Genomic DNA, 26,390 nt, shown 5'->3' with positions numbered 1-26,390 from the left:
AGTAATGACTCAATTGATCTCCCACGTATCCCCGCAATCCCTGACCGACGTGCTGCAAGCTGCCGGTTACCGCGTCAACCAGACCGAACAGAACGGCATCGTCCAGTTGCTCAGCGCCAGCCAGGGCATCGGTTATGCCGTGCGTTTCGGCAACCCGGCGGTGGCGGAGCAGGGCAGCTACGTCGACTTCACGTTCAGCTGCGCCTTGCGCGTGCAGGGTGAGTTGCCGGCCGGTGTGGCTGAGCAGTGGAACGCGACTCGCCGGTTTGCCCGGTTGTCGTTGCAGGGCGAGTTTCTGGTGATGGAGATGGACGTGGTGGTGGCTGCTGGCGTCAGCGGCGATTACCTGCGCGGCAACCTGGAATTGTGGGATCGCCTGTTGCAGGAGTTCATCGTGTACCTGCGTGATTTCACCCAGAACGCTGCTGCCGCCCAGGCGCCAAAAGTTGAGCAAGAGGAAGTCGCGCTGTGACAAAACCTGCCATGGTAATCAGCGCCGCTGCGGTGGCGCTGTTGGTGGTCGCCGTGGCGCTGGTGGTGCGGCCGGGTAATGACCCGGTCGCCGCCCAGCAACCGGCGCCGGTCACTGCGGCGAACAGTGGGCCTGCGGTGGCGCGATTGGGCAATCAGCAGGTCTCGCCGGAGGAATTGCAGGCGCTGCTGGCGGCCGTCCCGCCGCAGACCCGCGAGCAACTGCGCGGTAATCGTGAGGCGCTGGAGCGCTGGATTCGTTCACGCCTGGCCGAAAAAGCCGTGCTGGAACAGGCCGACGCCCAAGGCTGGGCGCAGCGCCCGGACGTGGTTCGGCAAACCCGCGCCGCCACCGAACAGATCGTGTTCCGCGACTATTTGCAGTCGGTGAGCCAAGTGCCGGCGGATTACCCGAGCGCCGCCGAGTTGCAGCAGGCGTACGACGCGGGCAAGGCCAACTGGCAGACGCCGGCGCTGTATCGGGTCAGCCAGATTTTCCTCGGGGTGAATGAGCCGCAGAATCTTGAGGCCGTGCGCAAGCAGGCGGCGGAGTTGAGCAAGAAAGCCCAGGCAACCCCGGCGGACTTTGCAGCGCTGGCCAAGGAGTTTTCCCAGGATCGCCTCACTGCCGAACGCGGCGGCGACACGGGCCTGCAACCGTTGCAGCAACTGGTGCCGGAAGTACGTGGCGCCGTGGCGCGGCTCAAGGTTGGCGCGGTCTCCGATCCCGTTCAAAGCAGCGCCGGATTTCACGTGATCAAACTCACCGAACAACAACCGGCCCGTACCGCGACTCTCGACGAGTTGCGCGATCAACTGACCCAGGCCTTGCGGGCACAACGTCAGGAGCAGATCGCCCAGGCGTATCTGGACGGCATGCTCAACACCGCGACGCTGAGCATTGACGGGGCCGAGCTCAACAAGGTGCTGGAGACCAAACCTTAAGCGCTGCACATCAAAACAAAGATCGACAGGGAGTCATCGATGTCATTCACCGAACCCGCAGCACGACAGAGCAGCGCCGATTTCCGCTGGCCCCGGGACAAGGACGAACCCTGGCTGGCGCAGGCCGCGACCCTCGACGGCGACGTCGCCCAATACTTTCTGGTCAGCGCCCGTTGCGGCTGCTTCATGCAGGCCGCCCGCAGCCTCAACGTGCGCTCGACCCTGCTGCGCAAACAACTGGCGCAACTTGAACAACAACTGCAATGCGCGCTGTTCAGCTTTCAAGGCAGCGCGCTCAGCCTGACCCGCGAAGGCCAGCAATTGCAGGCGCAACTGATCGCTTTGGCCCACGAACGCAAACTGCCGGTGATCGAGCAACCGCTGATAAGGCTGGCCGTCGCTGAATCGATCCTGCACGACATCCTCGGCCGCGACCTCATCGCACTGCTGCGCCGCAACGCCAGCGTGCGGCTCGAGATCATCGCCCTCGACAGCGAACTGGCCCTGCGCGCCGTCAGCGCCGACATCGTGCTGTGGCTCGCCCACGGCGACTCCCCGCATCCGGGCCCGACTTTCGCCACCAGCGAACCGCAACGCCTCGCGCAACTGGAATACCAGCCGCATATCGCCAAACGCTATTCGCGCGTGACTGCACGCCCGGAAAGCCCCGATGACCTCGCCGATTTCATGCTGGTGCAATGGCAGCACGATCGGCAGATCGACAGCTTTCGGCCGTGGAACGAACTGGTCGAACAGCGGTTGGCCGGGGTGGTGCAGATGCAGTCCTATGAGCTGATGCTGGAGATGATCCGGTGCAGCGCGTGCATCGGGTTGCTGCCGATGTACATGAGCCGGTTTGATCGCGGGTTGGTGGCGTTGCCGGGGTTGTTTGACGAGGCGATGCGGTTGCAGGCGTGGTTGGCGATTAATTCCGCATCGCAGGATGTGGCTGAAGTACAGACGTTGGTTGAGTTGATTCAGCGGACGTTCAATGAGCGGCAGGAGTGGTTTGAGTAGGCGGACTTAGATCGTTCCCACGTCGAGGCGTCGAACCGTCCGCGTGGGAATGCCTCAAGGGACGCTCCGCGTTCCAGCTCCGGAAGGGACGCGGAGCGTCCCGGGCTGCATTCCCACGCAGAGCGTGGGAACGATCAGGCGATCAGGTTACAGCGGCGCCTCGGCCTTCAACTCCAGATTATCCAGTGCCCGATTTACCGCCAGTTCACCCAGCATGATCAGTTGCGCAATGCCCAGCAGCACGTGTCGATGCGAACCGTCCACCAGCCCGGCGAAGTCGGTGGCCATGGTTTTGGCCGAGGTCAGGGTTTCGCAGGCGTCGGCCAGCAGTTCTTCGCTGTCGATGCCGGGGGCGATGAGGTAGCGGGTGTTGGGTTTGAGCAGCGGTTTTCTGGGGAGCAGGGGATTGAAGTAGTGGTCGAGGGCGCGTTCGGCGGCTTCGTGGAATGTCTTGGAATCGAGGGATTCGTAGGGCGAGGTAGTATCGGTTTCGGGTGGATTTGGCGTTGGTTTGATCATGGTAGTACTCCCTGATTGATGGAGCTGCCACGGTTCGCTGCGAAACGAATGGAGGTGGCAGCTGTACGCGGGTTCGCAGACCGGGAATCAAGGAACCCGGCATACCCGAAGGTATCCCGCGCACAACCGCCATTACGCGACCAGCAAAGAATGCTGAACGGAAACGACGCTCTGGGCGCCTTGATTGATCCGGGCTGCGAAACCCGATCGCTGATTCATCAGCGACCCGGAAACGATAGAGCCCGCCCTCAAGGCGCACAAGCCGGCGGATTCTGGCGGATGCGTAGGCAATGGCGCAAGCCGTTGTGGCTTGCCGGACGTTTCGGTTAACGGTTTTAAACGGTCATGGCGAAACCGCGACGAAGCGGTTTAAAGTGACCCGCCACGCACTGATCCAGGAGGGATCTTTCATGCCTGAGCACAACCCCGCCATTCACCTTGAGCGCTACAACGAATCCCACGTCGAGGGCATCACCGCGCTCTATAACGACCCGGCCGTGACCCGGCAGGTGTTGCAGATGCCGTTTCAGACCACCGAGGTCTGGCGCAAACGCCTGGCGCCGGACAACGAGCGGGTGGTGCAACTGGTAGCGCTGCATCAGGGGGTGGTGATCGGCAATCTGGGGCTGGAGCAGTATTCACGAATTCGCCGCAGCCATGCGGGCAGTGTCGGCATGGCCGTTGCGGTGGCGTGGCAGGGCAAGGGCGTGGGTTCGAAGCTGCTGGCAGCGGCGCTGGACATCGCCGACAACTGGATGAACCTGCACCGGGTCGAGCTTTCGGTGTACGCCGACAACGAGGCGGCCATCGGCCTCTATCGCAAGTTCGGCTTCGAAAATGAGGGCCTGTTCCGCGATTACGCCGTGCGTGATGGGCAATGGGTCGACACCTTGAGCATGGCGCGTCTGCGCAAACGCTGACCTTCTGTCCGTCAATGGTCGATGGGGCGACCGTGCAGGCAAATGACTTGCACGGCCGTCATCGGCATCTGCCATGCTCGGAGTCCGCAGCACTGCTTCCTCAAAGGAACACCGCAATGGACGACGTACAGCAACTGGGCGAAATGCTTCGCCACTATGCCGACAGCGAAGCGCACAAGAAGCAACTGTTCGAGACGCAATCGGCGACCTGGGCCACCCGGATCACCGAGTTGTTCGGGCGGATCCAGCAATGGCTGGAACCGGTGCAGGCGCCGGGGTTGCTGGAGGTGAGTCGCGAGGCTTATGTGGCGTTCGGGCCGAGCACACCGGTTGAGACCTCAACCTTCAAGACTGAAAAACTGAGCATCGTGATTGCCGGCAAACCGGTCGAGTTTGTGCCGGACGTGATGGGCAGCGGCGGGCAGATTTCGCTGGCGGTGATGGGGTTGACGGCGGCGCGGTATGGGAGTGTTTCGTTGGTGGGACTGCCGGGCGGGGAGTGGCAGTGGCGCAAGACCAATGGGTTGAAGGATCCGGATACCTTTGCCTTCGACGCGAATTTCCTCGCGCAGCAATTGCAAAGCCTCATCCCCCGCGACCGAGGTTGACACACTTGATCGTTCCCACGCTCTGCGTGGGAATGCAGCCCGGGACGCTCCGCGTCCCTTCCGGAGCTGGAACGCGGAGCGTCCCTTGAGGCATTCCCACGCAGAGGGTGGGAACGATCAGTAAGGGGTGGCTCACATTTCGAGGTTGATCCAGCCCGGTTTGGCTATCTCCGGCGCCACCGCTTTCACGGTTTTACCGGTGGCCATCTCAACCCGCCGCGCCACCTCCGGATCATCCGCAAACGGCGTCAGACTCGCCTCATCCAGACTTTCGGCCGTCTCGTGTCGCAAGCAGTACTCAACCGCCAGCCACAGAAACACCACGCCCAACACATTCAATAAAACATCGAACATGACCAGCTCCCTTGATCAGGCGATCTGCGCTTCACGATGGGCAATCGCAACATCCGCCACTCGCACCGTGCGCCACACGTTGTAGGCCATCAGAAACATGCCGCTGAGGAAGAACACCCCGCCGGCAAACCGTACGACAAACCCCGGATGACTGGCCTGCAGCGCCTCGACGAACGAATAAGTCAGCGTGCCGTCCTCGTTGATCGCCCGCCACATCAGGCCCTGCGTGATGCCGTTGACCCACATCGAAGCGATGTACAACACCGTGCCGATGGTCGCCAGCCAGAAGTGCAGATTGATCAGCGGCGTGCTGTGCATCCGCTCGCGGCCAAAGACCTTGGGCACCATGTGATACGTCGCGCCGAAGGTGATCATCGCCACCCAGCCCAGTGCCCCCGCGTGGACGTGGCCGATGGTCCAGTCGGTGTAATGGGAGAGGGCGTTGACGGTCTTGATCGCCATCATCGGCCCTTCGAACGTCGACATGCCGTAGAACGCCAGCGATAGAACGAGGAAACGCAGGATCGGGTCGGTGCGCAATTTATGCCACGCGCCGGAGAGGGTCATCATCCCGTTGATCATGCCGCCCCAGCTCGGCGCCAACAGGATCAGCGACATCGCCATGCCCAGCGACTGCGCCCAGTCCGGCAGCGCGGTGTAATGCAAATGGTGCGGGCCGGCCCAGATGTACAGGGTGATCAGCGCCCAGAAATGCACGATCGACAAGCGATACGAATACACCGGCCGATTCACTTGCTTGGGCACGAAGTAATACATCATCCCGAGGAACCCGGTGGTCAGGAAGAAACCCACCGCGTTGTGGCCGTACCACCACTGCACCATGGCGTCGGTGGCGCCGGAATACACCGGATAGGACTTGAACCAGTCCACCGGGATCGACAGGTGATTGACCACGTGCAGCATGGCGATCACCAGAATGAACGCGCCGAAAAACCAGTTGCCGACATAGATGTGTTTGGTCTTGCGCTGCACCACGGTGGTGAAGAACACCACGGCGTACGCGACCCAGACCACGGCCATCCACACCGCGCCGGAGAATTCGATCTCGGCGTATTCCTTGGTGGTGGTGTAGCCCAGCGGCAGGGTGACCAGCATGATCACGATCACCGATTGCCAACCCCAGAAGGTGAAGGCGGCGAGTTTGTCCGAGTACAGCCGCACCTGGCAGGTCCGCTGCACGGCGTAGTAACTGGCGGCGAATTGCGCGCTGCCGGCGAAACCGAAAATCACCAGGCTCGTGTGCAAGGGTCGCAAGCGGCCGAAGGTGGTCCACGGCAAGTCCAGATTCATGTCCGGCCATACCAGTTGCGAGGCGATCCATACCCCCATCGCCATGCCCACGACACCCCAGAAAACAGTCGCGATGACGAATTGGCGGACGACCTTGTAGTTATAAGCCTGTCCGATTGTTGCTGTGCTCATGGTCAGTTCATCCACGGTTGCAAAGTCTTGCCAGGCCACCCGGTCTGGCACGAACTGCACTGTAGAAACCCCACCGGAAACAAAACAGGCTCAGGAATTGATCATTTATGCGGATCAGATCCAGGCGCTGCCTGCGGCCATCTGCCGCGTCCTGATACGGTTTTTATGCGTTCAGGTGAATCTGTAACGGGCTGCGCTGCAACGTCATAGTGCTTTTACAAAACTGTGGGAAACTCCTGATGAGGTGGCAGTTGCATGTATCAATACGATGATTACGACCGGGCGCTGGTGTTCGAGCGCGTTGCGCAGTTTCGCGATCAGGTCGAGCGCTTCATGGCCGGGGAGTTGAGCGAAGAAGAGTTCCTGCCGCTGCGCCTGCAAAACGGCCTGTACATGCAAAAGCACGCGTACATGCTGCGGGTGGCCATTCCTTACGGCACGCTGAGCGCCGAACAGATGTGCACACTGGCAAGCATCGCCCGGGACTATGATCGTGGTTACGGCCACTTCACCACCCGGCAGAACATGCAGTTCAACTGGATCGAGCTGCACGAGGTGCCGGACATTCTCGAGCGTCTGGCCCAGGTCAACATGCATGCGATCCAGACCTCGGGCAATTGCGTGCGCAACATCACCACCGAAGCCTTCGCCGGAGTCGCGGCGGACGAGCTGATCGACCCGCGTCCGCTGGCGGAAATCCTGCGGCAATGGTCGACGATCAACCCGGAATTCCTGTTCCTGCCGCGCAAGTTCAAGATCGCCATCTGCTCGGCGAAGCAGGATCGCGCGGCGATCATGATGCACGACATCGGTCTCTACCTTTACCCCGGTCGTGACGGCCAGATGCTGCTGCGAGTGATCGTCGGCGGCGGTCTGGGGCGCACGCCGATTCTCGGTCTGCAAATTCGCGATGGCCTGCCGTGGCAACACTTGCTGTCCTACGTCGAGGCGGTGCTGCGGGTTTACAACCGCCACGGCCGACGCGACAACAAGTACAAGGCGCGGATCAAGATTCTGGTCAAGGCGCTGGGCATCGAGGCGTTCGCCAAAGAGGTCGAGGAGGAATGGCAACACCTCAAGGACGGCCCGGCGCAACTGACCGAAGATGAATATCAGCGGGTCGCCAGTGCTTTTGTACCGCCGAGCTACCAAACGCTGGCGGGCACCGATCTGGATTACGGCACGCACCTGGCCGACAACCCGGCGTTCGCCCGTTGGGTCGCGCGCAACGTGCAGCCGCACAAAGTGCCGGGCTACACCAGCGTGGTGCTGTCGACCAAACCGGGCCTGGCCTCGCCGCCGGGGGACGTCACCGATGCGCAGATGCTGGCCGTGGCCGACTGGTCGAAGCGTTTCGGTTTCGGCGAAATCCGCATCGCCCACGAACAGAATATCGTCCTGCCGGATGTGCCCAAGTCCAATCTGTACACGCTGTGGCAATTGGCGAAAGAGCAGGGGCTGGGCGTCGCCAACGTCGGCCTGCTGACCGACATCATTGCCTGCCCCGGCGGTGATTTCTGTGCGCTGGCAAATGCCAAGTCGATCCCGATTGCCCAAGCGATTCAGGCGCGTTTCGACAACCTCGATTACCTGCATGATCTGGGCGACATCAGCCTCAACATCTCCGGCTGCATGAACGCCTGCGGCCATCACCACATCGGCAACATCGGGATTCTCGGCGTCGATAAAAACGGCAGCGAGTGGTACCAGATCACCCTCGGCGGCGCCCAGGGCAAGAACAGCGAACTGGGCAAGGTCATCGGCCCGTCGTTCAGCGCCGCCGAAGTGCCGCAGGTGATCGAGCGGATCATCGGCACCTTCGTGCGTTATCGCGAGGCCGAAGAACTGTTCGTCGATACCGTGGCGCGCATCGGCCTGGAGCCGTTCAAGGAGCGGGTCTACCCGAAAGCGCTGGAGGTGTCGGCATGAACAATTTGTTGCGCATGGAGGAGAGTGGGGCGCGGATCGTGCTGGATGATCCGTGGACGCTGATCCGCTCGCCTGAAACGTCTGAAAGCACTGAAATGCTGATTCTGCCACTGGCCCACTGGCTCGAATCACCCTCGACCCATGCGGTCTGGCTCGGCCCGGACGACGGCGTCGAAAGCCTGCTGCCGTGGCTGAGCTCGTTGCCACTGATCGCCCTCGACTTCCCGAGCTTTCGCGACGGCCGCGCCTACAGCCAGGCCTATCTGCTGCGCAGCCGTTTCGGCTGGAAAGGCGAGTTGCGCGCCATCGGCGATGTACTGCGCGACCAGCTCAGCCACATGCGCCAGTGCGGTTTCGACAGCTTCGCCGTGCGCGAGGACAAATCCGCCGAGGATGCACTCAAGGGACTGGCCGGGATGAGCGTGTTGTACGGGCGCTCGGTGATCGAACCGCGACCGTTGTTCCGGCGCCGGTGATGCAGGGGAAACCCTTAGAACCCTGATGAATCGGGGATTTTTCCTTGGGTCGATGGTGGCCTTTTGGTAGAGTCCCCGTCGCCAGCGGGTTTTCGGCTGGACGACGGAACGAAGAAGGGAGTCTGATCAGTGAGTCCGGGCAAAAAAATTCTGGGCATCACCGCGTTGCTGCTGATGGTGACGCTGTGGGCCGGTTACATCTATGTGTTCAACGAAAACCGTGGCGGTCATCTCGGTGGCGTCGGCGAAAGCACCGCCTGGTGCGGCACGCCGCCGAACACCGAAGCGGCGTTGCTGGGCAAGGATCAACTGACCCTGCGCATCACCAACAACCTGCGCGGCGAGTTCATGCTCAGCGGCGCAGTGGTGGTCTCCGAACGCACCTTCAACCGCTATGACCTGGGCCGCAACGAACTGCGTCTGCGCCTGCAACCGTTGCAGTGGTCGTTCGACGTCACGCCGATTTTCCTCGAACAGGTGAAAGTCCTGCCCCTGAGCCGCAACCTCGCCTCGACCGACAAGAGCGCCTTCGCCGAACTCGAATCGCGGCCGATCAGCGTCCAGGGCCGGGTCACCGAGTTTCCTTTCGACACCTATCGCTACGGCTACAAGCCAGTCCTGTATTACCTCAAGGGTAGCGAGCGCATCGACCTGCGCTTCAAGAACATCACCACGCTGATGGAGATGTCCAACACCTTCACGCCGATCCAGAAGTACAACCGCGCCGACTACATCAACGAGAAAAACTCGATGATCCGCGACGAGGACTACAAGGCCTACGGCCCCCACGAATGCGCGTTCAGCGTCGAGCGCAAAGGCTCGTTCAAGGTCGTGGTGCTGTTGATGCTGCTGGTGCTGTGCCTGCCGTTGCTGCTGGTGTTCTACCGCGATGAGCCGGGGATCGACTTCCTTGCAACGCTGGTGGGGATTGGCGTGGTGCGCACGGTGCTGGTGGGGCCGGTGCAGGATTTCCAGCTGTACAACATTGATTTTCTGTTCGGTGCGGCGATTTTGCTGGTGGGCACGGTGTCGCTGATCAAGGCGATGCGGGCCAACAGCCGGCGGGAGATGGCGTTGCGCAGTGGGGAGACTTCGAGCTGGTAGAAGAAAGCCTTGAGCACCCGTGATGGTCCGGACCTTTCAAAGGTCCGGACCCGACGTTGCGCAATGTTGGGGTTTCTGATCGCAAACGGCGCGAATTTAGCTATACCTGTAACTCCCCCGACGCAATAAATTCGGCCTTCCGACAGGAGTTACAGCATGAAGCTAGCCGTAATGATGAGCACCCTGTGCATTGCCACGCTGGGCGTGGTGGGCTGCTCCAGCAAAACCGTCGCACCCGACGAGTACTCAGGCTTCCTCAAGGACTACAGCCAGCTGAGGGAGGCCAAATCCCCGTCGGGGGCTGAAGTGATGCGCTGGATTGACCCGAAAGTCGACATCGGCAAATTCACCAGCTTCTACGTCGAACCGACCCAGCTCTATCCCAAACCGCAACCCACCGTGAAGATTCCGCAGCAGACTCTCAACGGCATCACCAGCTATTACGATCAGGCGCTCAAGCGCGAACTGGGCAAATCCCTGCCGCTGGCCTCGGGCCCCGGGCCGGGTGTGATTGTGGTGCGCGCGGCCATCACCGCCGTCAGCAGCAAGACCGAAGGCTTGCACGCGTATGAGGTGATTCCGGTGGCGTTGGTAGCGGCAGCGGTCAGCACCGCCAGCGGCATTCGCGATCAGGAAACCACCCTGGCGACCGAAGCGGTGTTCCTCGATGGCGGCACTAACAAAGTGGCGGCGCAGGTGGTGCGCAAAGGCACCGGCAAACCGCTGGAAAACGATTCGCAGGTGATGAAGGCCGATGACGTGAAAAGCGTGATCGATGGCTGGGCGGCGGATCTGCACCAGTCCTACCTCAAGCTCAAGGCCAAGTAAGACCGGCACGCCGGGTCGCCTCTGAGGACGATCCGGCGTGTGCACTACGTCAGAAGCTGGCGCGGGCCAGGCGGTTGTAATGGCTGAGCAAGCCGTCGTAACGGCGGGTCACGGCGTAGTAGTCCTCGCTCAAACGCTCGGGCTTGGCGTGGTTCTGCCAGTCGGCTTGCAGGGTGTTCAATGCTTCGAGATAGTTTTGCCCCGGCTCGCCGATGCGCAGCCACAGATCCCGTGCGGCATCAGTCTTGTTCTGGAATCCACCCGTGCGCGGTGCGAGCCAGGGTTCGCGACGGTTCCACGCCTGTTGCAACTTCGCGGTGGTGTCGGCCAGCAATTTTGGGGTCAGAGTGCGATTTTTCATCGCTTCGTCGAGCACGTCGACGGTCTCCCGCGCCTGAATCATGTACGCCAGCAAGTCCCAGTGAATGTCCCTGCCCAGACGAGCCTCGATCAGCTTGAGCTGTTCGGGACGCTGCGCAGCGTCGAGCGGCAGCAGGCTTTGCCGCAGAGCCGTCGAGGCGTCGATGTACTCCTGTGAAACGCGCTCGATCGCAGCCAGTTCTCCAGGGGAGGGCTGTTGCGACCCGGAGGTGAAACTCGCCTCCCGGTAAAACCGCGTGGGTGCAATGGTGGTCGTAACGTGACTCAGCGCCCGGACGTACTCGTTGGCCTGTCGCGCCAGTTCAGGCTGCCATTCCAGCAGTTCGAGTTTTTCCGTGAGGCCCTGACCGCAGACATCGCGCTGAATGTCTCGCACATTGAACGCGTCGCTGTCGTCGAAATCCTTGAGGCTCTTCAACCAGAGCTGGTCGCGAGGCACGGGCGGTTGAGGGTTCTTGTAGCGGTCGTAGGCCGCTCGCCATTGCACGTCGATCCGGTTGACGCAGGCAATCACCGGGCTCAGGGCATTGGCCTGAGCGGTGACCGGCGCATCGCGCCCGTCCAGCCAGAGATCGAGTTGCAGGAAAGGGTGGGTCGCACTTGTCAGCGCCATCACCACCAGCGCGAAGAAAATACCGACGCAAAACATCACTCTCGTGGTCATGGGCGCGCCTCCTTGCCGTACCACTGTTCAACGGTGGCCGGTGCGCTGCATTCGGCGGTGGTGGCCGGCAAGCGGCTGCACAGGCGTTCGGTCCAGGGTTGCAGACCCTGATTGCGATTGACCGTGCCTTGGCTGGCGACCACTTTGAACACGCCGAGCACGAGGGCCAGCACCAGAATTCCGAGGATCGTCACGCCGACTTTCACGGCAGGTCGGCTTTCTTCCCAGGACACCCGCGGCCTGGACTGCCAGCGGCGCACCAGTCCGAAGGTCGCCAGGGTCGCGGCGTACACCCCGCCGGCAATCGGGCCGAAAAACCAGCCGAGCCCGGCCACCATCAATGCGCCGGGCACCAGGTCGCGCAGCACGCCGAACGGCGGCGAGTCTTTGAAAACTCCGGGGCAAAGAGCGGCGCTGAGCCGGTCATCCAGCCGCCATACGCGATGAGCAACGTTGTGCACCAGCCAATTGAGCCCGGCCACGATCACGCCAAACACCACGGTCGAGATCATGACGATATTGATCAACCCACTGAGGCGCACACCCAACGGAATGTAATGGGTGAACGCGCCAATCAGGCAGGCCAGCACCACGCCCACATACGTCGGCCAGTCATTGAAGCTCAGTTCCCAGCTTTGCCAGAAAAACGCCGTGCCGCCGGGCATCTGCGCGCACACATTTGGGTGATTGGCGTACAGTTCTGAACTCAGTTTCCGGCACTGCGCCCAGTCTTCTTCGCGCAGGCGGCGGGCGAGTGCACGGCGGGCGCTGAACGAGCCGGTGCCCAGCAGCAGGCGGGCGGCGCGGTGTTCGGGGGTGGCGGCGGGCTCCGTGGCCAGTTGTTGCTGGTGAGCCAGGAAAAGCGGCGCATTCTGGCGAGCCAGCAGGCGTTGCCATTCGCCGTCAGGGCAGGGATTTCCCGTGCAGCCGTGCCAGCCTTGATTGTTGCGCACCCGTTCGAAAATCTCGGGAGACCAGACCGGGGCATCCAGCAGTAAATGGCTGAGCATCCGGTTGAACCATTCCTGTTGCAGTGCAATCGCGAGCCAGTTGTGCTCCCCGCAACGCTCGTAGGCCTGGAGGAAACCTTCAACGTCTTCGCGTTCAAGGGCATCGTGCATCGGTTGCACAATGCGCGCGCGTTGTCGATCCAGCAACAGGTCTATCGATATGTGGTCGAGTTCGAGGCGTTGCCAGGCGCTGAACCAGAAGAAAGTCGGGATGGCCCAGTCCACCAGCGTCTGCGAAGTCTCAGGGTGTTCAATGCAATGATGCAGCACCGTGTCTTCGAAGAAATGTGCGCAACCCTGTTCGAGGGTGACGGCATGGCGATGATTCAGCTCTTCAACGCTGAGTCCATCCAGCGAACGGGTCGCCAGTTGCAGAGCATCGACCTCGACCACGGTCAGGCCGCTCAGGTCCCAGGATTCTTCAATACCCTGTTCCTGCTCTTCATCCTGATTCTGCTCGTGATACTGCTGCCATTCCTTGTACGCAAGCGCCTGCTCATAGGCATCGCGCAGCCGCTGGAAACCCTCGGGATCATCGTCGGGGCGGGTCTGTTTGAGCAGGACGGCATATTGGCGTTTGATAGTGCGCACATCGGCGTCGGCCGACAGGCCAAGGACGGTCCAGCAACTCATTGCGATGACAACTCCATAAAAAACGCGACGCGATCCAGTGGTGGCATTGTGATGTTGCGCACCCTACCTGTTTCGCGTCGAAAAGTCCCCGTGTCTCGCTCAGTCGTCACCGGCCTTACGGAAAATGCTGACGTGCTCGATTCGGGGCTTCAGTGTTTTTTGGCTTGCTCGCGTATGCGTTCTTCCTGCTCGCGCAGTTCCGGGGTGAACTCGGCGCCGAAATCTTCCGCGCTGAACACTTGGCGAATCTCGATTTCCGATTCAGTGCCCGGCATGGGGTTCGGGCAACGCTTGACCCACTCGATGGCTTCCTCTTTGGACTTGACGTCCCAGATCCAGTAACCGGCGATCAGCTCTTTGGTCTCGGCAAACGGGCCGTCGATCACGCTGCGGTTTTCACCGCTGAAGCGCACACGGGCGCCTTTGCTGCTGGGGTGAAGGCCGTCGGCAGAAACCAGAATGCCGGCCTTGGCCAGTTCCTCGTTGTAGTTGCCCATGTCCGTCAACAATTGCTCGCTGGGCATCACGCCGGCTTCGGAGTCGTGGCTGGCTTTGACAATGATCATGAAGCGCATGGTGTTTCTCCGCAGGTAAGTGAGGGATTCATGGCTTAGTCGAACGGCCGGGGTCTTAATCGACAGGTCGTTAAAGAAAAGACGCAGACTTGCGTTTTAACAAGCATCACCCTCTTTGAGAGCGGGGATGTGGGGCTACTGGAGAATGTGTATCCAGTTTTGCGTGCCAGCACATGACAATTTCAGTCCAGGCATAGGTCGTCGGACAATTTCGTGGTTAACTTCCGCCTCTTGCATGCTTTCCCAACAACGTTAAGAAGGACTCCGTTCATGGCTCAAGTCACTCTCAAAGGCAACCCGGTTCAAGTCAACGGCCAACTGCCACAAGCCGGTTCCAAGGCGCCAGCCTTTTCCCTGGTAGCCGGCAATCTGTCCGACGTCACCCTGAAAGACTTCGCCGGCAAGCGCAAAGTGCTGAACATCTTCCCAAGCGTCGACACCCCGACCTGCGCCACCTCCGTGCGCAAGTTCAACGCTCAGGCCAACGACATCAGCAACACCGTGGTGCTGTGCATCTCGGCTGACCTGCCGTTCGCCCAGGCTCGTTTTTGCGGCGCCGAAGGCCTGGAAAACGTACAAAACCTGTCGACCCTGCGCGGCACCGAGTTCCTCGAGAACTACGGCGTGGCCATCGCTGACGGCCCGCTGAAAGGCCTGACCGCCCGTGCGGTGGTTGTTCTGGACGAAAACGACAACGTCCTGCACAGCGAACTGGTCAAGGAAATTGCCGAAGAGCCTGACTACGAAGCGGCGCTGTCCGTTCTCAAGTAAGCGCTTTTACAATTGTTAACGGCCTGGCTCTGTCCAGGCCGTTTTCATTTGTGTATCAGTGTTTTGCCTCACACCTTGAAACGTAAGTGGAAGGTAAATTGCCGGTAAAGCTGCTTTGCTAAATCCCGGCCAGTGCTTATCGTTCAGCCTCCCGTAAAAGAAGCCCACGCGCCCAATGGTTAATCACTCCATGCAATCGTCTTCCCGAAACTCCCGTCGCTGGCTGCTGAGCCTGCTTGTCCTGCTGGTCATTGCCGGTCTGTGCTGGAAATTCTGGCCCGCCGGTTCGACCCACAAGGAGGGCGGCGAGAAGGCGCAGGCCGGCCATACCGGCCGTTCGGGGATGATGCGTCCGGGCTTCGGCGGGGCGGCCGGGCCGATTCCGGTACGCGTGGCGCCGGCGGTCACCGGGGACTTCCCGCTGTACTACAAGGCCCTCGGTACGGTGACGGCGCTCAACACCATCAATGTGCGCAGCCGGGTCGGTGGCGAACTGGTGAAGATTTATTTCGAGGAAGGGCAAATGGTCAAGGCCGGTGACCTGCTGGCGGAGATCGACCCGCGTCCGTACCAGAACGCCTTGCTCCAGGCGGAAGGCACCTTGCTGCAGAATCAGGCGCAGTTGAAGAACGCCCAGGTCGATGTCGAGCGCTATCGCGGCCTGTACAAGGAAGACAGCATCGCCAAGCAGACGCTGGACACCGCCGAAGCGCTGGTCGGCCAATACCTCGGCACCGTGAAAACCAATCAGGCGGCGGTCAACGACGCCAAGCTCAATCTCGAATTCACCAAGATCCGCGCACCGATTGCCGGTCGCGTCGGCCTGCGTCAGCTTGACGTCGGCAACCTCGTGGCGGCCAACGACACGACCTCCCTGGCGGTGATCACCCAGACCCAACCGATCAGCGTCGCCTTCACCCTGCCGGAAAACAGCCTGGAAACCGTGCTCGCCCGCTACCGCAGCGGCGCCAAACTGCCGGCGGAGGCCTGGGATCGTGGCGACACCAAACTGCAAGCCACCGGTGTGCTGCAAAGCCTCGACAACCAGATCGACGTGACCACCGGTACCCTGAAATTCAAGGCGCGCTACGAGAACCGCGATCAGTCGCTGTTCCCCAACCAGTTCGTCAACGTTCACCTGCTGGCCGACACCTTGAAAGGTGTGGTGCTGGCGCCGTCCGCCGCCATCCAGTTCGGCACCAACGGCACCTTCGTTTACGCGCTGGACGGCGACAAGAAAGTCACCATCCGCCAATTGAAGATCGGTGCCAGCGACGGCGAAAACACGGTGGTCACCGAAGGTCTTGCCGCCGGCGACCGGGTGGTGCTGGAAGGCACCGACCGTCTGAAGGAAGGCAGCGAAGTGGAAGTGGTCAACGACAGCAAGGATGTGCCGACCACCCCGACCGAGCACCTGCAAGGCAAGTCCGCCGCCACTGCGCCTGACGCCGCCGTCACTGACAAGGCCAAGAAGGGCGCATGAACATTTCGCGTCTGTTCATCCTTCGCCCGGTCGCCACCACGCTGAGCATGCTGGCCATCGTGCTGGCCGGTCTGATCGCCTATCGCCTGCTGCCGGTTTCGGCCTTGCCGCAGGTCGATTACCCGACCATCCGGGTCATGACCCTTTATCCGGGCGCCAGTCCGGACGTGATGACCAGTGCCGTCACCGCGCCGCTTGAGCGCCAGTTCGGGCAGATGCCGGGCCTGACGCAAATGGCCTCGACCAGTTCCGGCGGTGCCTCGGTGCTGACCCTGCGTTTCAGCCTCGACATCAACATGGACGTCGCCGAACAGCAGGTGCAGGCCGCGATCAACGCCGCGACCAACCTGTTGCCGACCGACTTGCCGGCGCCGCCGGTGTACAACAAGGTCAACCCGGCGGACACCCCGGTGCTGACCCTGGCCATCACCTCGAAAACCATGTTGCTGCCCAAACTCAATGACCTGGTCGACACGCGCATGGCGCAGAAGATCGCCCAGATCAGCGGCGTCGGCATGGTCAGCATTGCCGGCGGCCAGCGTCAGGCGGTGCGGATCAAGGTCAATCCCGAGGCCCTAGCGGCCAATGGCCTGAATCTGTCGGACGTGCGCACGCTGATCAGTGCGTCCAACGTCAACCAGCCCAAGGGCAACTTCGACGGCCCGACCCGGGTGTCGATGCTCGACGCCAACGACCAGCTGACGTCGCCCAAGGATTACGCCAACCTGATCCTGGCCTACGCCAACGGTGCGCCGCTGCGGCTCAAGGATGTCGCGCAGATTGTCGACGGCGCCGAGAACGAGCGTCTGGCGGCATGGGCCAACCAGAATCAGGCCGTTCTGTTGAACATTCAGCGTCAGCCGGGCGCCAACGTGATCGAAGTGGTCGACCGGATCAAGGCGCTGCTGCCGAGCATCACCGACAACCTGCCGGCCGGTCTCGACGTCGTCGTGCTGACCGACCGCACCCAGACCATCCGTGCCTCGGTCACCGACGTGCAACATGAATTGCTGATCGCCATCGCACTGGTAGTGATGGTGACGTTCCTGTTCCTGCGGCGCGCCAGTGCCACGATCATTCCGTCGGTGGCCGTGCCGCTGTCGCTGATCGGTACGTTCGGCGTGATGTACCTCGCCGGCTTCTCGGTCAACAACCTGACGCTGATGGCACTGACCATCGCCACCGGTTTCGTGGTCGACGATGCGATCGTGATGCTGGAGAACATCGCGCGTTTCATCGAGGAGGGTGACAGCCCGATGCAGGCGGCGCTCAAGGGCGCGAAGCAGATCGGTTTCACCCTGATTTCCCTGACCCTGTCGCTGATCGCGGTACTGATTCCGCTGCTGTTCATGGCCGACGTCGTGGGGCGGTTGTTCCGCGAATTCGCCATCACCCTGGCGGTAGCGATCCTGATTTCCCTGGTGGTCTCGCTGACCCTGACGCCGATGATGTGCGCGCGTCTGCTCAAGCGTGAGCCGGAAGCACATGAGCAGGGCCGTTTCTACCGCGCCAGTGGTGCGTTCATCGACTGGATGATCGCCGCTTACGGCCGCAAGTTGCAGTGGGTGCTCAAGCACCAGCCGCTGACCCTGCTGGTGGCCATCGGCACGCTGGCCCTGACCGTGTTCCTTTATATGGTGGTGCCCAAGGGCTTCTTTCCTGTGCAGGACACCGGGGTGATCCAGGGTATTTCCGAAGCACCGCAGTCGATTTCCTTCGCAGCGATGGGCGAGCGTCAGCAGGCGCTGGCCAAGGTGATTCTGGAAGATCCGGCGGTAGAAAGCCTGTCGTCCTACATTGGGGTCGACGGCGACAACGCCACGCTCAACAGCGGTCGGTTGCTGATCAACCTCAAGCCCCACGGCCAGCGTGATCTGACGGCGACCGAAGTGATTGCCCGCCTGCAACCGCAGTTGGACAAGCTTGTCGGCATCCGTCTGTTCATGCAGCCGGTGCAGGACCTGACTATCGAAGACCGCGTCAGCCGTACTCAGTACCAGTTCAGCATGTCGTCGCCGGATTCCGAATTGCTCAGCCTGTGGAGCGGCCGTCTGGTCGAGGCCCTGGCCCAGCGCCCGGAACTGACCGACGTCGCCAGCGACTTGCAGGACAAGGGTTTGCAGGTGTTCCTGGTGATCGACCGCGACGCCGCCTCACGGCTGGGTGTGTCGGTCTCGAATATCACCGACGCGCTGTACGACGCGTTCGGCCAGCGGCAGATCTCGACCATCTACACCCAGGCCAGCCAGTACCGCGTGGTGCTGCAGGCTCAGGCCGGGGAGAAGATCGGCCCGCAGGCGCTGGATCAGATTCACGTCAAGACCACCGATGGCGGTCAGGTGCGGTTGTCGAGCCTGGCCCATGTCGAGGAGCGGCAGGCGCAACTGGCGATCACCCACATCGGCCAGTTCCCGGCGGTGATGATGTCGTTCAACCTCGCGCCCGGCGTGGCGCTGGGGCATGCGGTGGACATCATCGAGCAGGTGCAGAAGGACATCGGCATGCCGATCGGCGTGCAGACCCAGTTCCAGGGCGCGGCTGAAGCGTTCCAGGCGTCGCTGTCGAGCACCTTGCTGCTGATTCTGGCGGCGGTGGTGACCATGTACATCGTGCTCGGCGTGCTTTACGAGAGCTACATTCACCCGATCACCATTCTGTCGACCTTGCCGTCGGCGGCGGTCGGGGCGTTGCTGGCGTTGCTGCTCAGCGGCAATGATCTGGGGATGATCGCGATCATCGGCATCATCCTGCTGATCGGTATCGTGAAGAAGAACGCGATCATGATGATCGACTTCGCCCTCGACGCCGAACGCACTCAGGGCATGGCGCCGGAGCAGGCGATTTATCAGGCCGCGCTGTTGCGCTTCCGGCCGATTCTGATGACGACGCTGGCGGCGCTGTTCGGCGCAGTGCCGCTGATGCTGGCCACCGGTTCCGGTGCTGAATTGCGTCAACCGCTGGGTCTGGTGATGGTCGGCGGGTTGCTGGTGAGTCAGGTGCTGACCTTATTCACGACGCCCGTGATTTACCTGGCTTTTGATCGGTTGGGACGGCGTTGGGCGAAGTCCGGCACAGGAGAGGTTGCGTGAAGGGCGACGTGAATACAGCTGCAAGCGTCAAGCTTCGAGCTGCAAGAGAAAAGCGGACTCGGAACAGGTTTTTAGCTTGCGGCTTGCAGCTTGCCGCTAGTGGTTGCCACCTATGAATCTTTCGGGTCCTTTCATCAAGCGCCCCGTGGCAACCATGCTGCTTTCATTGGCGATCATGCTGCTGGGCGGTGTGAGCTTCGGCCTGCTGCCGGTGTCGCCGCTGCCGCAAATGGACTTCCCGGTGATCGTGGTGCAGGCCAGCCTGCCCGGCGCCAGTCCGGAGGTCATGGCGTCCACCGTGGCCACGCCGCTGGAGCGCTCGTTCGGCGCCATCGCCGGCGTCAACACCATGAGCAGCCGTTCCAGCCAGGGCTCGACCCGGGTGATTCTGCAATTCGACCTCGACCGCGACATCAACGGCGCGGCGCGCGAAGTGCAGGCGGCGATCAACGCCTCGCGCAACCTGCTGCCGAGCGGGATGCGCAGCATGCCGACCTACAAGAAGGTCAACCCGTCGCAGGCACCGATCATGGTGCTGTCGCTGACCTCGGACGTGCTGGAAAAAGGCCAGCTCTATGACCTGGCGTCGACCATCCTGTCCCAGAGTCTGTCCCAGGTGCAGGGCGTCGGTGAAGTGCAGATCGGCGGCAGCTCTTTGCCGGCGGTGCGCATCGAACTCGAGCCCCAGGCACTGAACCAGTACGGCGTGGCGCTGGACGATGTGCGCAAGACCATCGCCGAAGCGAACGTGCGTCGGCCCAAGGGCTCGGTCGAAGACGACCAGCGCCTGTGGCAGATCCAGGCCAACGACCAGTTGGAGAAAGCCAAGGATTACGAATCGCTGATCATCCACTACAACGGCGGCGCGGCCCTGCGTCTGAAAGACGTGGCCAAGGTCAGCGACGGCGTGGAAGACCGCTACAACAGCGGTTTCTTCAACGACGACGCGGCTGTGTTGCTGGTGATCAACCGCCAGGCCGGCGCCAACATCATCGAGACGGTCAACGAGATCAAGGCGCAGTTGCCGGCGTTGCAGGCGGTGCTGCCGGCCAGCGTCAAACTGAACCTGGCGATGGATCGCTCGCCGGTGATCAAGGCCACCCTGCACGAAGCGGAAATGACCCTGCTGATCGCCGTGGCGCTGGTGATTCTGGTGGTGTTCCTGTTCCTCGGTAACTTCCGTGCGTCCCTGATTCCGACGTTGGCGGTGCCGGTGTCGCTGGTCGGCACCTTTGCGGTGATGTACCTCTACGGCTTCTCGCTGAACAACCTGTCGCTGATGGCGCTGATTCTCGCCACCGGGCTGGTGGTGGACGACGCCATCGTGGTGCTGGAGAACATTTCCCGGCACATCGACGAAGGCGTCAAACCGATGAAGGCCGCGTACCTCGGGGCCAAGGAAGTCGGGTTTACCTTGCTGTCGATGAACGTCTCGCTGGTGGCGGTGTTCCTGTCGATCCTGTTCATGGGCGGGATCATCGAAAGCCTGTTCCGCGAGTTCTCCATCACCCTGGCCGCGGCCATCGTGGTGTCGCTGGTGGTTTCTTTGACGCTGACCCCGATGCTCTGCGCCCGCTGGCTCAAACCCCATACACCGGGCGAGGAAAACCGCCTGCAACGCTGGAGCCGCCGCACCAACGACTGGATGGTCGGCAAATACGCCACCAGCCTCGATTGGGTGTTGCGTCATCGGCGCCTGACCTTGCTGAGCCTGATCATCACCGTCGGGGTGAACGTTGCCCTGTACGTGGTGGTGCCGAAAACCTTCATGCCGCAGCAGGACACCGGCCAGTTGATCGGTTTCGTGCGCGGTGACGACGGTCTGTCGTTCAGTGTGATGCAGCCGAAAATGGAGACCTTCCGCCGCGCCGTGCTCAAGGACGCAGCGGTCGAGAGTGTCGCCGGGTTCATCGGTGGCACCAACGGCACCAACAACGCCTTCATGCTGGTGCGCCTGAAACCGATCAAGGAGCGCAATATCTCGGCGCAGAAGGTCATTGAGCGCCTGCGCAAGGAAATGCCCAAGGTGGCCGGTGCGCAGCTGATGCTGATGGCCGACCAGGACCTGCAATTTGGCGGCGGCCGCGAGCAGACCACTTCGCAGTACAGCTACATTCTGCAAAGCGGTGATCTGGGTGAGCTGCGCGAGTGGTACCCGAAAGTGGTCACCGCGCTGCGGGCCTTGCCCGAGCTGACCGCCATCGATGCCCGCGAAGGCGCGGGTGCGCAGCAGGTGACATTGATCGTCGACCGCGATCAGGCCAAGCGCCTGGGCGTGGACATGGAAATGGTCACGGCGGTGCTCAACAACGCTTACAGCCAGCGGCAGATTTCCACGATCTACGACAGCCTCAACCAGTATCAGGTGGTGATGGAGGTCAATCCGAAATACGCCCAGGATCCGGTGACGCTCAAGCAGGTCCAGGTGATCACCGCCGACGGTGCACGAATTCCGCTGTCGACCTTCGCTCACTATGAAAACAGCCTGGAAGACGACCGGGTCAGCCACGAAGGCCAGTTTGCTTCCGAGAGCATTTCCTTCGACATGGCCGAAGGCGTGACGGTGGAGCAGGGCAGTGCCGCCATCGAGCGGGCGATTGCCAGGCTTGGTCTGCCGGAAGACGTGATCGTGAAAATGGCCGGCACCGCCGATGCATTCGCCGCCACCCAGAAGAGCCAGCCGTTCATGATCCTCGGTGCGCTGCTGGCGGTGTATCTGGTGCTGGGCGTGCTGTATGAGAGCTACATTCACCCGCTGACGATTCTGTCGACGCTGCCGTCGGCCGGGGTCGGCGCGTTGCTGTCGATCTATGTGCTGGGCGGCGAGTTCAGCCTGATCTCGCTGCTCGGGCTGTTCCTGCTGATCGGTGTGGTGAAGAAGAACGCGATCCTGATGATCGACCTGGCGCTGCAACTGGAGCGTCATCAGGGCATGGCGCCGCTGGAGTCGATCCGCAGCGCCTGTCTGCAACGTTTGCGGCCGATCCTGATGACCACGCTGGCGGCGATCCTCGGCGCCTTGCCGTTGCTGCTGAGCCGGGCCGAAGGCGCGGAAATGCGCCAGCCGCTGGGCCTGACCATCATCGGCGGGCTGATTTTCAGCCAGGTGCTGACCCTTTACACCACGCCTGTGGTTTACCTCTATCTCGACAAGTTGCGCCATCGTTTCAACAAATGGCGTGGCGTGCGCACCGATGCCGCTCTGGAAACTCCGCTATGACTGACCGTTCGCTTATCAATCTGGCCACTGTCCGCGGCTCGCGCCTGCTGAGCCTGTCGCTGTGCGTGGCGATGCTCAGTGCCTGCGCCGTCGGCCCGGACTACCAGCGCCCGCAGACCGCCGAAATCGCCCAGTACAAGGAAGCCGAAGGCTGGCGTCAGGCCAACCCGAGCGATTCCCTGGCGCGCGGTGCCTGGTGGGAACTGTATGGCGACCGTCAGCTCAACCAGCTGATCGAGAAACTCAACAGCTCCAACCAGACCGTCGCCCAGTCCGAGGCCCAGTACCGTCAGGCCCAGGCCTTGGTGCGCAGCGCGCGCGGAGCGTTTTATCCGAGTATTGATCTGAGTGCCGGCAAGACCCGCTCCAGCCAGGGCACCGGCAGCAGCAGTTCAAGCCTAAGCAGTTCCTCCAGCGGTATTCGTGACACCTACAACGCGCAACTGGGCGTGAGTTGGGAAGCGGATGTCTGGGGCAAGTTGCGTCGCGGCCTGGAAGCCAATGAGGCTAGCGCCCAGGCGAGCTATGCCGATCTGGCGGCGATGCGTTTGAGCCAGCAATCCGAGCTGGTGCAGAACTACCTGCAATTGCGGGTGATCGATCAGCAGAAACGCCTGCTCGAATCGACAGTGGCCGCTTACGAGCGCTCGCTGAAAATGACCATGAACCAGTACAACGCCGGGGTTTCCGGGCGGGACGCGGTGGCGCAGGCGCAGACCCAGCTGAAAACCACCCAGGGCGATCTGGTGGACCTGATCTGGCAACGGGCGCAGTTCGAAAATGCCATCGCGGTACTGACCGGCCAGCCGCCGGCCGAATTCAATATTGCCGAGACCCAGGACATTCCCAAGCTGCCGCAAATTCCGCTGAGCCTGCCGTCGCAGTTGCTCGAGCGCCGTCCGGACATCGCCTCGGCGGAGCGCTCGGTGATCGCCGCCAACGCCAACATCGGCGTGGCCAAGGCCGCGTATTACCCCGACTTCAGCCTGAGCATGAGCGGTGGTTACAGCAGCAGTACCTCGCAGAACCTGATCAGCCTGCCGAACCGCTTCTGGTCGGTCGGGCCGAAAATGACCCTGCCGCTATTTGACGGCGGCATCCGTTCGGCCGAAGTCGACCGCACCGAAGCGGTGTACGACCAGACCGTGGCCAAATACCGCCAGACCGTGCTCGACGGTTTCCGCGAGGTGGAAAACTACCTGGTGCAGTTGAAGGTGTACGAAGACGAAGCGGTTGTGCGCCAAGAAGCCCTCGATGCGGCACGGGATTCGTTGCGTCTGACCGAAAACCAGTACAAGGCCGGGGTGATTGCTTATCTCGATGTGGTGACGGTGCAGGCCACGGCGTTGAGTAATGAACGCACTGTCCTGAATATCCTGCAGAGCCGTTTGATTGCCAGTGTGCAGTTGATCGCGGCGCTGGGCGGTGGCTGGGACGGGGAGCTGGAAACCACTGATAACCGCTGACGTGAAGTCATGATCGTTCCCACGCTCCGCGTGGGAATGCAGCCCGGGACGCTCCGCGTCCCTTCCAGAGCCGAACGCGGAGCGTCCGTTGAGGCATTCCCACGCAGAGCGTGGGAACGATCTGTCGCTTTAACGGGAACGATCTGTTCTGTGCCCTGGCGACCGGGCTAGAGCCTTGTCAGACGATCAAACAAGCGTTTCATCGGGTTGATGGCCATTTGATTACTTTGTCAGTGCGTTCTTCTGCGCAATCAGTACAATCGGCGCATTTGGCCCCGCGGAGAACGGACGCAGTACGGCGGGGTGGTCACGAGAATTCCCATGCTCATCGGTAGCTATTCCTTCACGCTGGTTTTCATTTCGCTGTGTGTGGCGATCCTCGCTTCCTACACCGCGCTCGATCTCACCGGGCGCATTGCCACTGCCAAGGGCCGCGCCGTGCATTTATGGACGGCCGGCGGGGCGTTTGCCATGGGCATCGGCGTCTGGTCGATGCACTTCATTGGCATGCTGGCGTTCAAGCTGCCGATCAGCCTCGGTTACGACATTTCGATCACGGCGCTTTCATTGCTGATCGCCGTGCTGTCCTGCGGTTTTGCCCTGTGGCTGGTCAGCCAGCCGAAACTGCCGGCCTGGCAACTGGCCTTTGGCGCGTTGATCATGGGCGCCGGCATCAGCGCCATGCATTACACCGGCATGGCCGCGATGCGCATGCAGCCGGGCATCGACTACGATCCGACACTGTTCGGCGCCTCGTTGTTGATCGCTGTCGGCGCTTCGGCGGCAGCGCTGTGGATCGCCTTTCGCCTGCGTCAGCATTCGCCTTACGTGCGGCTGTTTCGGGCCGGGGCGGCGATTGTCATGGGCGTGGCGATTGTCGGCATGCACTACACCGGCATGGCGGCGGCGCGGTTTCCCGAGGGCAGTTTCTGCGGCGCGGCACTCAGCGGTCTGAACGGCAACGGCCTCGACAATCTGGTGCTGATCACCACGCTGGCGGTGCTGGCCATTGCGCTGCTGACCTCGATTCTCGACGCCCGCCTCGAAGCCCGCACCGCTGATCTGGCCCATTCGTTGACCGTGGCCAACCGTGAGCTCACCCAACTGGCGTTGCACGACACCCTGACCGGCCTGCCCAACCGCATGCTGCTGGACGACCGGATCAATCAGGCGATGAAAAAGGTCAACGAGCAGGGCGGCTGTTTTGCGCTGATGTTCATCGATCTGGACGGCTTCAAACCGGTCAACGACGCTTTCGGTCACCACATGGGCGATCAGTTGCTGCGCGAAGTGGCGGTGCGTCTGCGCGAAGATTTGCGCAGCCTCGACACGCTGGCGCGGATCGGTGGCGATGAGTTTGTCCTGCTGGTGCGCCTGACCGAACCCAACGATGCGCTGGGTCTGGCGGCGCGTCAGGTCGGCTTGATCGCCCGGTCGTTCCGGGTCGCCGAGCATGAGTTGCAGATTTCCGCCAGCGTCGGCATTGCCCTGTACCCCGGCAACGGGGAGAGCGCCCAGGAACTGCTGATGAACGCTGACGCCGCGATGTACCACGCCAAGGGCGGCGGCAAGAACGGTTACAGCTTCTTCGACGTTTCGATGAACAGCAACGCGCGCAAGCAACTGCAATTGCTGCAGGACTTGCGGGCGGCGCTGGAGCATGGCGAGTTCAGCCTGCATTACCAACCCAAATTTCATGCGGCCGACGGTCGTCCGGTCGGTGCCGAAGCCTTGTTGCGCTGGGAACATCCGACCCAGGGCATGCTGATGCCGGACAAGTTCATCGATCTGGCGGAGAAGACCGGGCTGATCATTCCGATTGGCGAGTGGGTGCTCAATGAGGCCTGCCGGCAGATGCGCGAGTGGTACGTGCTGGGCTACACCGACTGGCGGATTGCGGTGAACCTGTCGGCGTTGCAGTTCTGCCATGCAGGGCTGGTAAGCAGCGTGGCCAAGGCCCTGGCCACCCACCATTTACCGGCCAACAGCCTGACCCTGGAAATCACCGAAACCACCGCCATGAGTGACGCCGATGCGAGCATGACGGTGTTGCAGGAACTGTCCGACATGGGCGTCGACCTGTCCATCGACGACTTCGGCACCGGTTATTCGAGCCTGATGTACCTCAAGCGTCTGCCGGCCAACGAGCTGAAGATCGATCGCGGTTTCGTCCGTGACCTGGAACACGACAGCGATGACGCGGCCATCGTCTCGGCGATCGTCGCCCTCGGTCAGGCGCTGGGGCTGCGCATCGTGGCTGAAGGCGTGGAAACCGATTCGCAGCAGGATTTCCTGACGCAACTGGGCTGCGATTCGCTGCAAGGTTATCTGCTCGGTCACCCGATGCCGGCGGATCGCTTCCTGCAGGACATCGTGCGCGGCAAACCATTGGCGGTGAGCTGAGCCGCTAATCGCAGGTCATGCAAAACCCTGCAATGACGGTTATTCTTGCCCCGACTGTTACGTGTGCATCGGGGGAAAGGC

At 61.8% G+C, this 26,390-nt stretch carries 21 protein-coding genes; 15 read left to right on the top strand and 6 right to left on the bottom strand.

The genetic code is table 11. The features are described from left to right. Positions 1-4 precede the first annotated feature (4 nt). From BMZ46_RS20670 to BMZ46_RS20660, 3 genes are read left to right on the top strand one after another with little or no spacing between them, the layout of a single operon-like run. The gene (locus BMZ46_RS20670; protein ID WP_039772356.1) at positions 5-472 is read left to right on the top strand and encodes a YbjN domain-containing protein; all 468 of its coding nucleotides are present in this window, start codon (positions 5-7) and stop codon (positions 470-472) included. Beyond that, on the top strand, positions 469-1,416 hold the full coding sequence (locus BMZ46_RS20665) for a peptidylprolyl isomerase (RefSeq protein WP_074690894.1): 948 nt from the start codon (positions 469-471) through the stop codon (positions 1,414-1,416). The genes BMZ46_RS20670 and BMZ46_RS20665 overlap by 4 nt, the downstream gene beginning before the upstream one ends. A gap of 39 nt (positions 1,417-1,455) precedes the next feature. Beyond that, positions 1,456-2,433: a LysR family transcriptional regulator gene (locus BMZ46_RS20660; protein WP_074690895.1), complete on the top strand. Its 978-nt coding sequence runs from the start codon at positions 1,456-1,458 to the stop codon at positions 2,431-2,433. 147 nt (positions 2,434-2,580) lie between these two features. Here BMZ46_RS20660 and BMZ46_RS20655 read toward each other — a convergent pair whose 3' ends face one another. Next, a complete protein-coding gene (locus BMZ46_RS20655; RefSeq protein ID WP_039772362.1) occupies positions 2,581-2,952 on the bottom strand; it encodes a DUF6124 family protein in 372 nt (123 codons plus the stop codon). Between the two features lie 410 nt (positions 2,953-3,362). On the opposite strand from BMZ46_RS20655, the gene BMZ46_RS20650 reads away from it, so the two are divergent. Continuing rightward, the gene (locus tag BMZ46_RS20650; protein WP_074690896.1) at positions 3,363-3,872 is read left to right on the top strand and encodes a GNAT family N-acetyltransferase; all 510 of its coding nucleotides are present in this window, start codon (positions 3,363-3,365) and stop codon (positions 3,870-3,872) included. Between the two features lie 116 nt (positions 3,873-3,988). Then, on the top strand, positions 3,989-4,480 hold the full coding sequence (locus BMZ46_RS20645) for a hypothetical protein (protein ID WP_074690897.1): 492 nt from the start codon (positions 3,989-3,991) through the stop codon (positions 4,478-4,480). 132 nt (positions 4,481-4,612) lie between these two features. Here the strand turns inward: BMZ46_RS20645 and BMZ46_RS20640 are convergent, their stop codons facing one another. Next, positions 4,613-4,834: a hypothetical protein gene (locus BMZ46_RS20640; protein WP_074690898.1), complete on the bottom strand. Its 222-nt coding sequence runs from the start codon at positions 4,832-4,834 to the stop codon at positions 4,613-4,615. A 15-nt stretch (positions 4,835-4,849) separates the two neighbouring features. Continuing rightward, positions 4,850-6,277 carry a cytochrome-c oxidase, cbb3-type subunit I gene (gene ccoN / locus BMZ46_RS20635; RefSeq protein WP_039772414.1) on the bottom strand — a complete coding sequence of 476 codons (1,428 nt, stop codon included), beginning with the start codon at positions 6,275-6,277 and terminating at the stop codon, positions 4,850-4,852. A gap of 255 nt (positions 6,278-6,532) precedes the next feature. Between ccoN and BMZ46_RS20625 the strand changes: the two genes are divergently transcribed. The 4 genes from BMZ46_RS20625 (at position 6,533) to BMZ46_RS20610 (ending at position 10,614) form a co-directional block, all read left to right on the top strand. After that, positions 6,533-8,206 (top strand): nitrite/sulfite reductase, encoded by a 1,674-nt coding sequence (locus BMZ46_RS20625; RefSeq protein WP_074690899.1) that lies wholly within the window; start codon positions 6,533-6,535, stop codon positions 8,204-8,206. Next, positions 8,203-8,682 carry a DUF934 domain-containing protein gene (locus BMZ46_RS20620; protein WP_074690900.1) on the top strand — a complete coding sequence of 160 codons (480 nt, stop codon included), beginning with the start codon at positions 8,203-8,205 and terminating at the stop codon, positions 8,680-8,682. The genes BMZ46_RS20625 and BMZ46_RS20620 overlap by 4 nt, the downstream gene beginning before the upstream one ends. Before the next feature lie 129 nt (positions 8,683-8,811). Continuing rightward, on the top strand, positions 8,812-9,786 hold the full coding sequence (locus BMZ46_RS20615) for a hypothetical protein (RefSeq protein WP_074690901.1): 975 nt from the start codon (positions 8,812-8,814) through the stop codon (positions 9,784-9,786). A gap of 156 nt (positions 9,787-9,942) precedes the next feature. Further along, positions 9,943-10,614: a DUF3313 domain-containing protein gene (locus BMZ46_RS20610; RefSeq protein ID WP_064596259.1), complete on the top strand. Its 672-nt coding sequence runs from the start codon at positions 9,943-9,945 to the stop codon at positions 10,612-10,614. A 49-nt stretch (positions 10,615-10,663) separates the two neighbouring features. On the opposite strand, the gene BMZ46_RS20605 is transcribed toward BMZ46_RS20610, so the two are convergent. From BMZ46_RS20605 to BMZ46_RS20595, 3 genes are all read right to left on the bottom strand, one after another. After that, positions 10,664-11,659 carry a DUF3829 domain-containing protein gene (locus BMZ46_RS20605; protein WP_074690902.1) on the bottom strand — a complete coding sequence of 332 codons (996 nt, stop codon included), beginning with the start codon at positions 11,657-11,659 and terminating at the stop codon, positions 10,664-10,666. Then, the gene (locus BMZ46_RS20600) at positions 11,656-13,302 is read right to left on the bottom strand and encodes a J domain-containing protein (RefSeq protein ID WP_074690903.1); all 1,647 of its coding nucleotides are present in this window, start codon (positions 13,300-13,302) and stop codon (positions 11,656-11,658) included. Before BMZ46_RS20600 ends, BMZ46_RS20605 begins: the two co-directional genes overlap by 4 nt. Before the next feature lie 149 nt (positions 13,303-13,451). Beyond that, a complete protein-coding gene (locus BMZ46_RS20595) occupies positions 13,452-13,877 on the bottom strand; it encodes a YciI family protein (protein ID WP_074690904.1) in 426 nt (141 codons plus the stop codon). A 270-nt stretch (positions 13,878-14,147) separates the two neighbouring features. Between BMZ46_RS20595 and tpx the strand changes: the two genes are divergently transcribed. From tpx to BMZ46_RS20565, 6 genes are all read left to right on the top strand, one after another. Continuing rightward, positions 14,148-14,648, top strand: coding sequence for a thiol peroxidase (gene tpx, locus BMZ46_RS20590; RefSeq protein WP_074690905.1), 501 nt, complete (start codon positions 14,148-14,150; stop codon positions 14,646-14,648). Between the two features lie 175 nt (positions 14,649-14,823). Continuing rightward, entirely contained in the window at positions 14,824-16,131 is a 1,308-nt protein-coding gene (locus BMZ46_RS20585; RefSeq protein ID WP_074690906.1) for an MdtA/MuxA family multidrug efflux RND transporter periplasmic adaptor subunit, read from the top strand. Next, positions 16,128-19,220: an MdtB/MuxB family multidrug efflux RND transporter permease subunit gene (locus BMZ46_RS20580; protein WP_039772386.1), complete on the top strand. Its 3,093-nt coding sequence runs from the start codon at positions 16,128-16,130 to the stop codon at positions 19,218-19,220. The genes BMZ46_RS20585 and BMZ46_RS20580 overlap by 4 nt, the downstream gene beginning before the upstream one ends. 112 nt (positions 19,221-19,332) lie before the next feature. Next, a complete protein-coding gene (locus BMZ46_RS20575; RefSeq protein WP_074690907.1) occupies positions 19,333-22,440 on the top strand; it encodes an efflux RND transporter permease subunit in 3,108 nt (1,035 codons plus the stop codon). Next, entirely contained in the window at positions 22,437-23,906 is a 1,470-nt protein-coding gene (locus BMZ46_RS20570) for an efflux transporter outer membrane subunit (protein ID WP_074690908.1), read from the top strand. Before BMZ46_RS20575 ends, BMZ46_RS20570 begins: the two co-directional genes overlap by 4 nt. 321 nt (positions 23,907-24,227) lie before the next feature. Then, the gene (locus BMZ46_RS20565) at positions 24,228-26,309 is read left to right on the top strand and encodes a putative bifunctional diguanylate cyclase/phosphodiesterase (protein ID WP_074690909.1); all 2,082 of its coding nucleotides are present in this window, start codon (positions 24,228-24,230) and stop codon (positions 26,307-26,309) included. The last annotated feature ends 81 nt before the right edge of the window (positions 26,310-26,390 follow it).

Source organism: Pseudomonas sp. NFIX49, from assembly GCF_900115915.1.
Classification (GTDB): Bacteria; Pseudomonadota; Gammaproteobacteria; order Pseudomonadales; family Pseudomonadaceae; genus Aquipseudomonas; species Aquipseudomonas pharyngis.
Note: the sequence above shows the minus strand (reverse complement) of the source record. Positions and strands in the feature narration are given on the sequence as shown.

Coding starts and splice junctions, on each gene's coding strand:
- BMZ46_RS20600 (WP_074690903.1), bottom strand. CDS start 13,302: ATGAGTTGCTGGACCGTCCTTGGCCTGTCGGCCGACGCCGATGTGCGC.
- BMZ46_RS20655 (WP_039772362.1), bottom strand. CDS start 2,952: ATGATCAAACCAACGCCAAATCCACCCGAAACCGATACTACCTCGCCC.
- BMZ46_RS20625 (WP_074690899.1), top strand. CDS start 6,533: ATGTATCAATACGATGATTACGACCGGGCGCTGGTGTTCGAGCGCGTT.
- BMZ46_RS20595 (WP_074690904.1), bottom strand. CDS start 13,877: ATGCGCTTCATGATCATTGTCAAAGCCAGCCACGACTCCGAAGCCGGC.
- BMZ46_RS20645 (WP_074690897.1), top strand. CDS start 3,989: ATGGACGACGTACAGCAACTGGGCGAAATGCTTCGCCACTATGCCGAC.
- BMZ46_RS20620 (WP_074690900.1), top strand. CDS start 8,203: ATGAACAATTTGTTGCGCATGGAGGAGAGTGGGGCGCGGATCGTGCTG.
- BMZ46_RS20670 (WP_039772356.1), top strand. CDS start 5: ATGACTCAATTGATCTCCCACGTATCCCCGCAATCCCTGACCGACGTG.
- BMZ46_RS20660 (WP_074690895.1), top strand. CDS start 1,456: ATGTCATTCACCGAACCCGCAGCACGACAGAGCAGCGCCGATTTCCGC.
- ccoN (WP_039772414.1), bottom strand. CDS start 6,277: ATGAGCACAGCAACAATCGGACAGGCTTATAACTACAAGGTCGTCCGC.
- BMZ46_RS20605 (WP_074690902.1), bottom strand. CDS start 11,659: ATGACCACGAGAGTGATGTTTTGCGTCGGTATTTTCTTCGCGCTGGTG.
- BMZ46_RS20565 (WP_074690909.1), top strand. CDS start 24,228: ATGCTCATCGGTAGCTATTCCTTCACGCTGGTTTTCATTTCGCTGTGT.
- BMZ46_RS20610 (WP_064596259.1), top strand. CDS start 9,943: ATGAAGCTAGCCGTAATGATGAGCACCCTGTGCATTGCCACGCTGGGC.
- BMZ46_RS20575 (WP_074690907.1), top strand. CDS start 19,333: ATGAATCTTTCGGGTCCTTTCATCAAGCGCCCCGTGGCAACCATGCTG.
- BMZ46_RS20570 (WP_074690908.1), top strand. CDS start 22,437: ATGACTGACCGTTCGCTTATCAATCTGGCCACTGTCCGCGGCTCGCGC.
- BMZ46_RS20650 (WP_074690896.1), top strand. CDS start 3,363: ATGCCTGAGCACAACCCCGCCATTCACCTTGAGCGCTACAACGAATCC.
- tpx (WP_074690905.1), top strand. CDS start 14,148: ATGGCTCAAGTCACTCTCAAAGGCAACCCGGTTCAAGTCAACGGCCAA.
- BMZ46_RS20585 (WP_074690906.1), top strand. CDS start 14,824: ATGGTTAATCACTCCATGCAATCGTCTTCCCGAAACTCCCGTCGCTGG.
- BMZ46_RS20580 (WP_039772386.1), top strand. CDS start 16,128: ATGAACATTTCGCGTCTGTTCATCCTTCGCCCGGTCGCCACCACGCTG.
- BMZ46_RS20640 (WP_074690898.1), bottom strand. CDS start 4,834: ATGTTCGATGTTTTATTGAATGTGTTGGGCGTGGTGTTTCTGTGGCTG.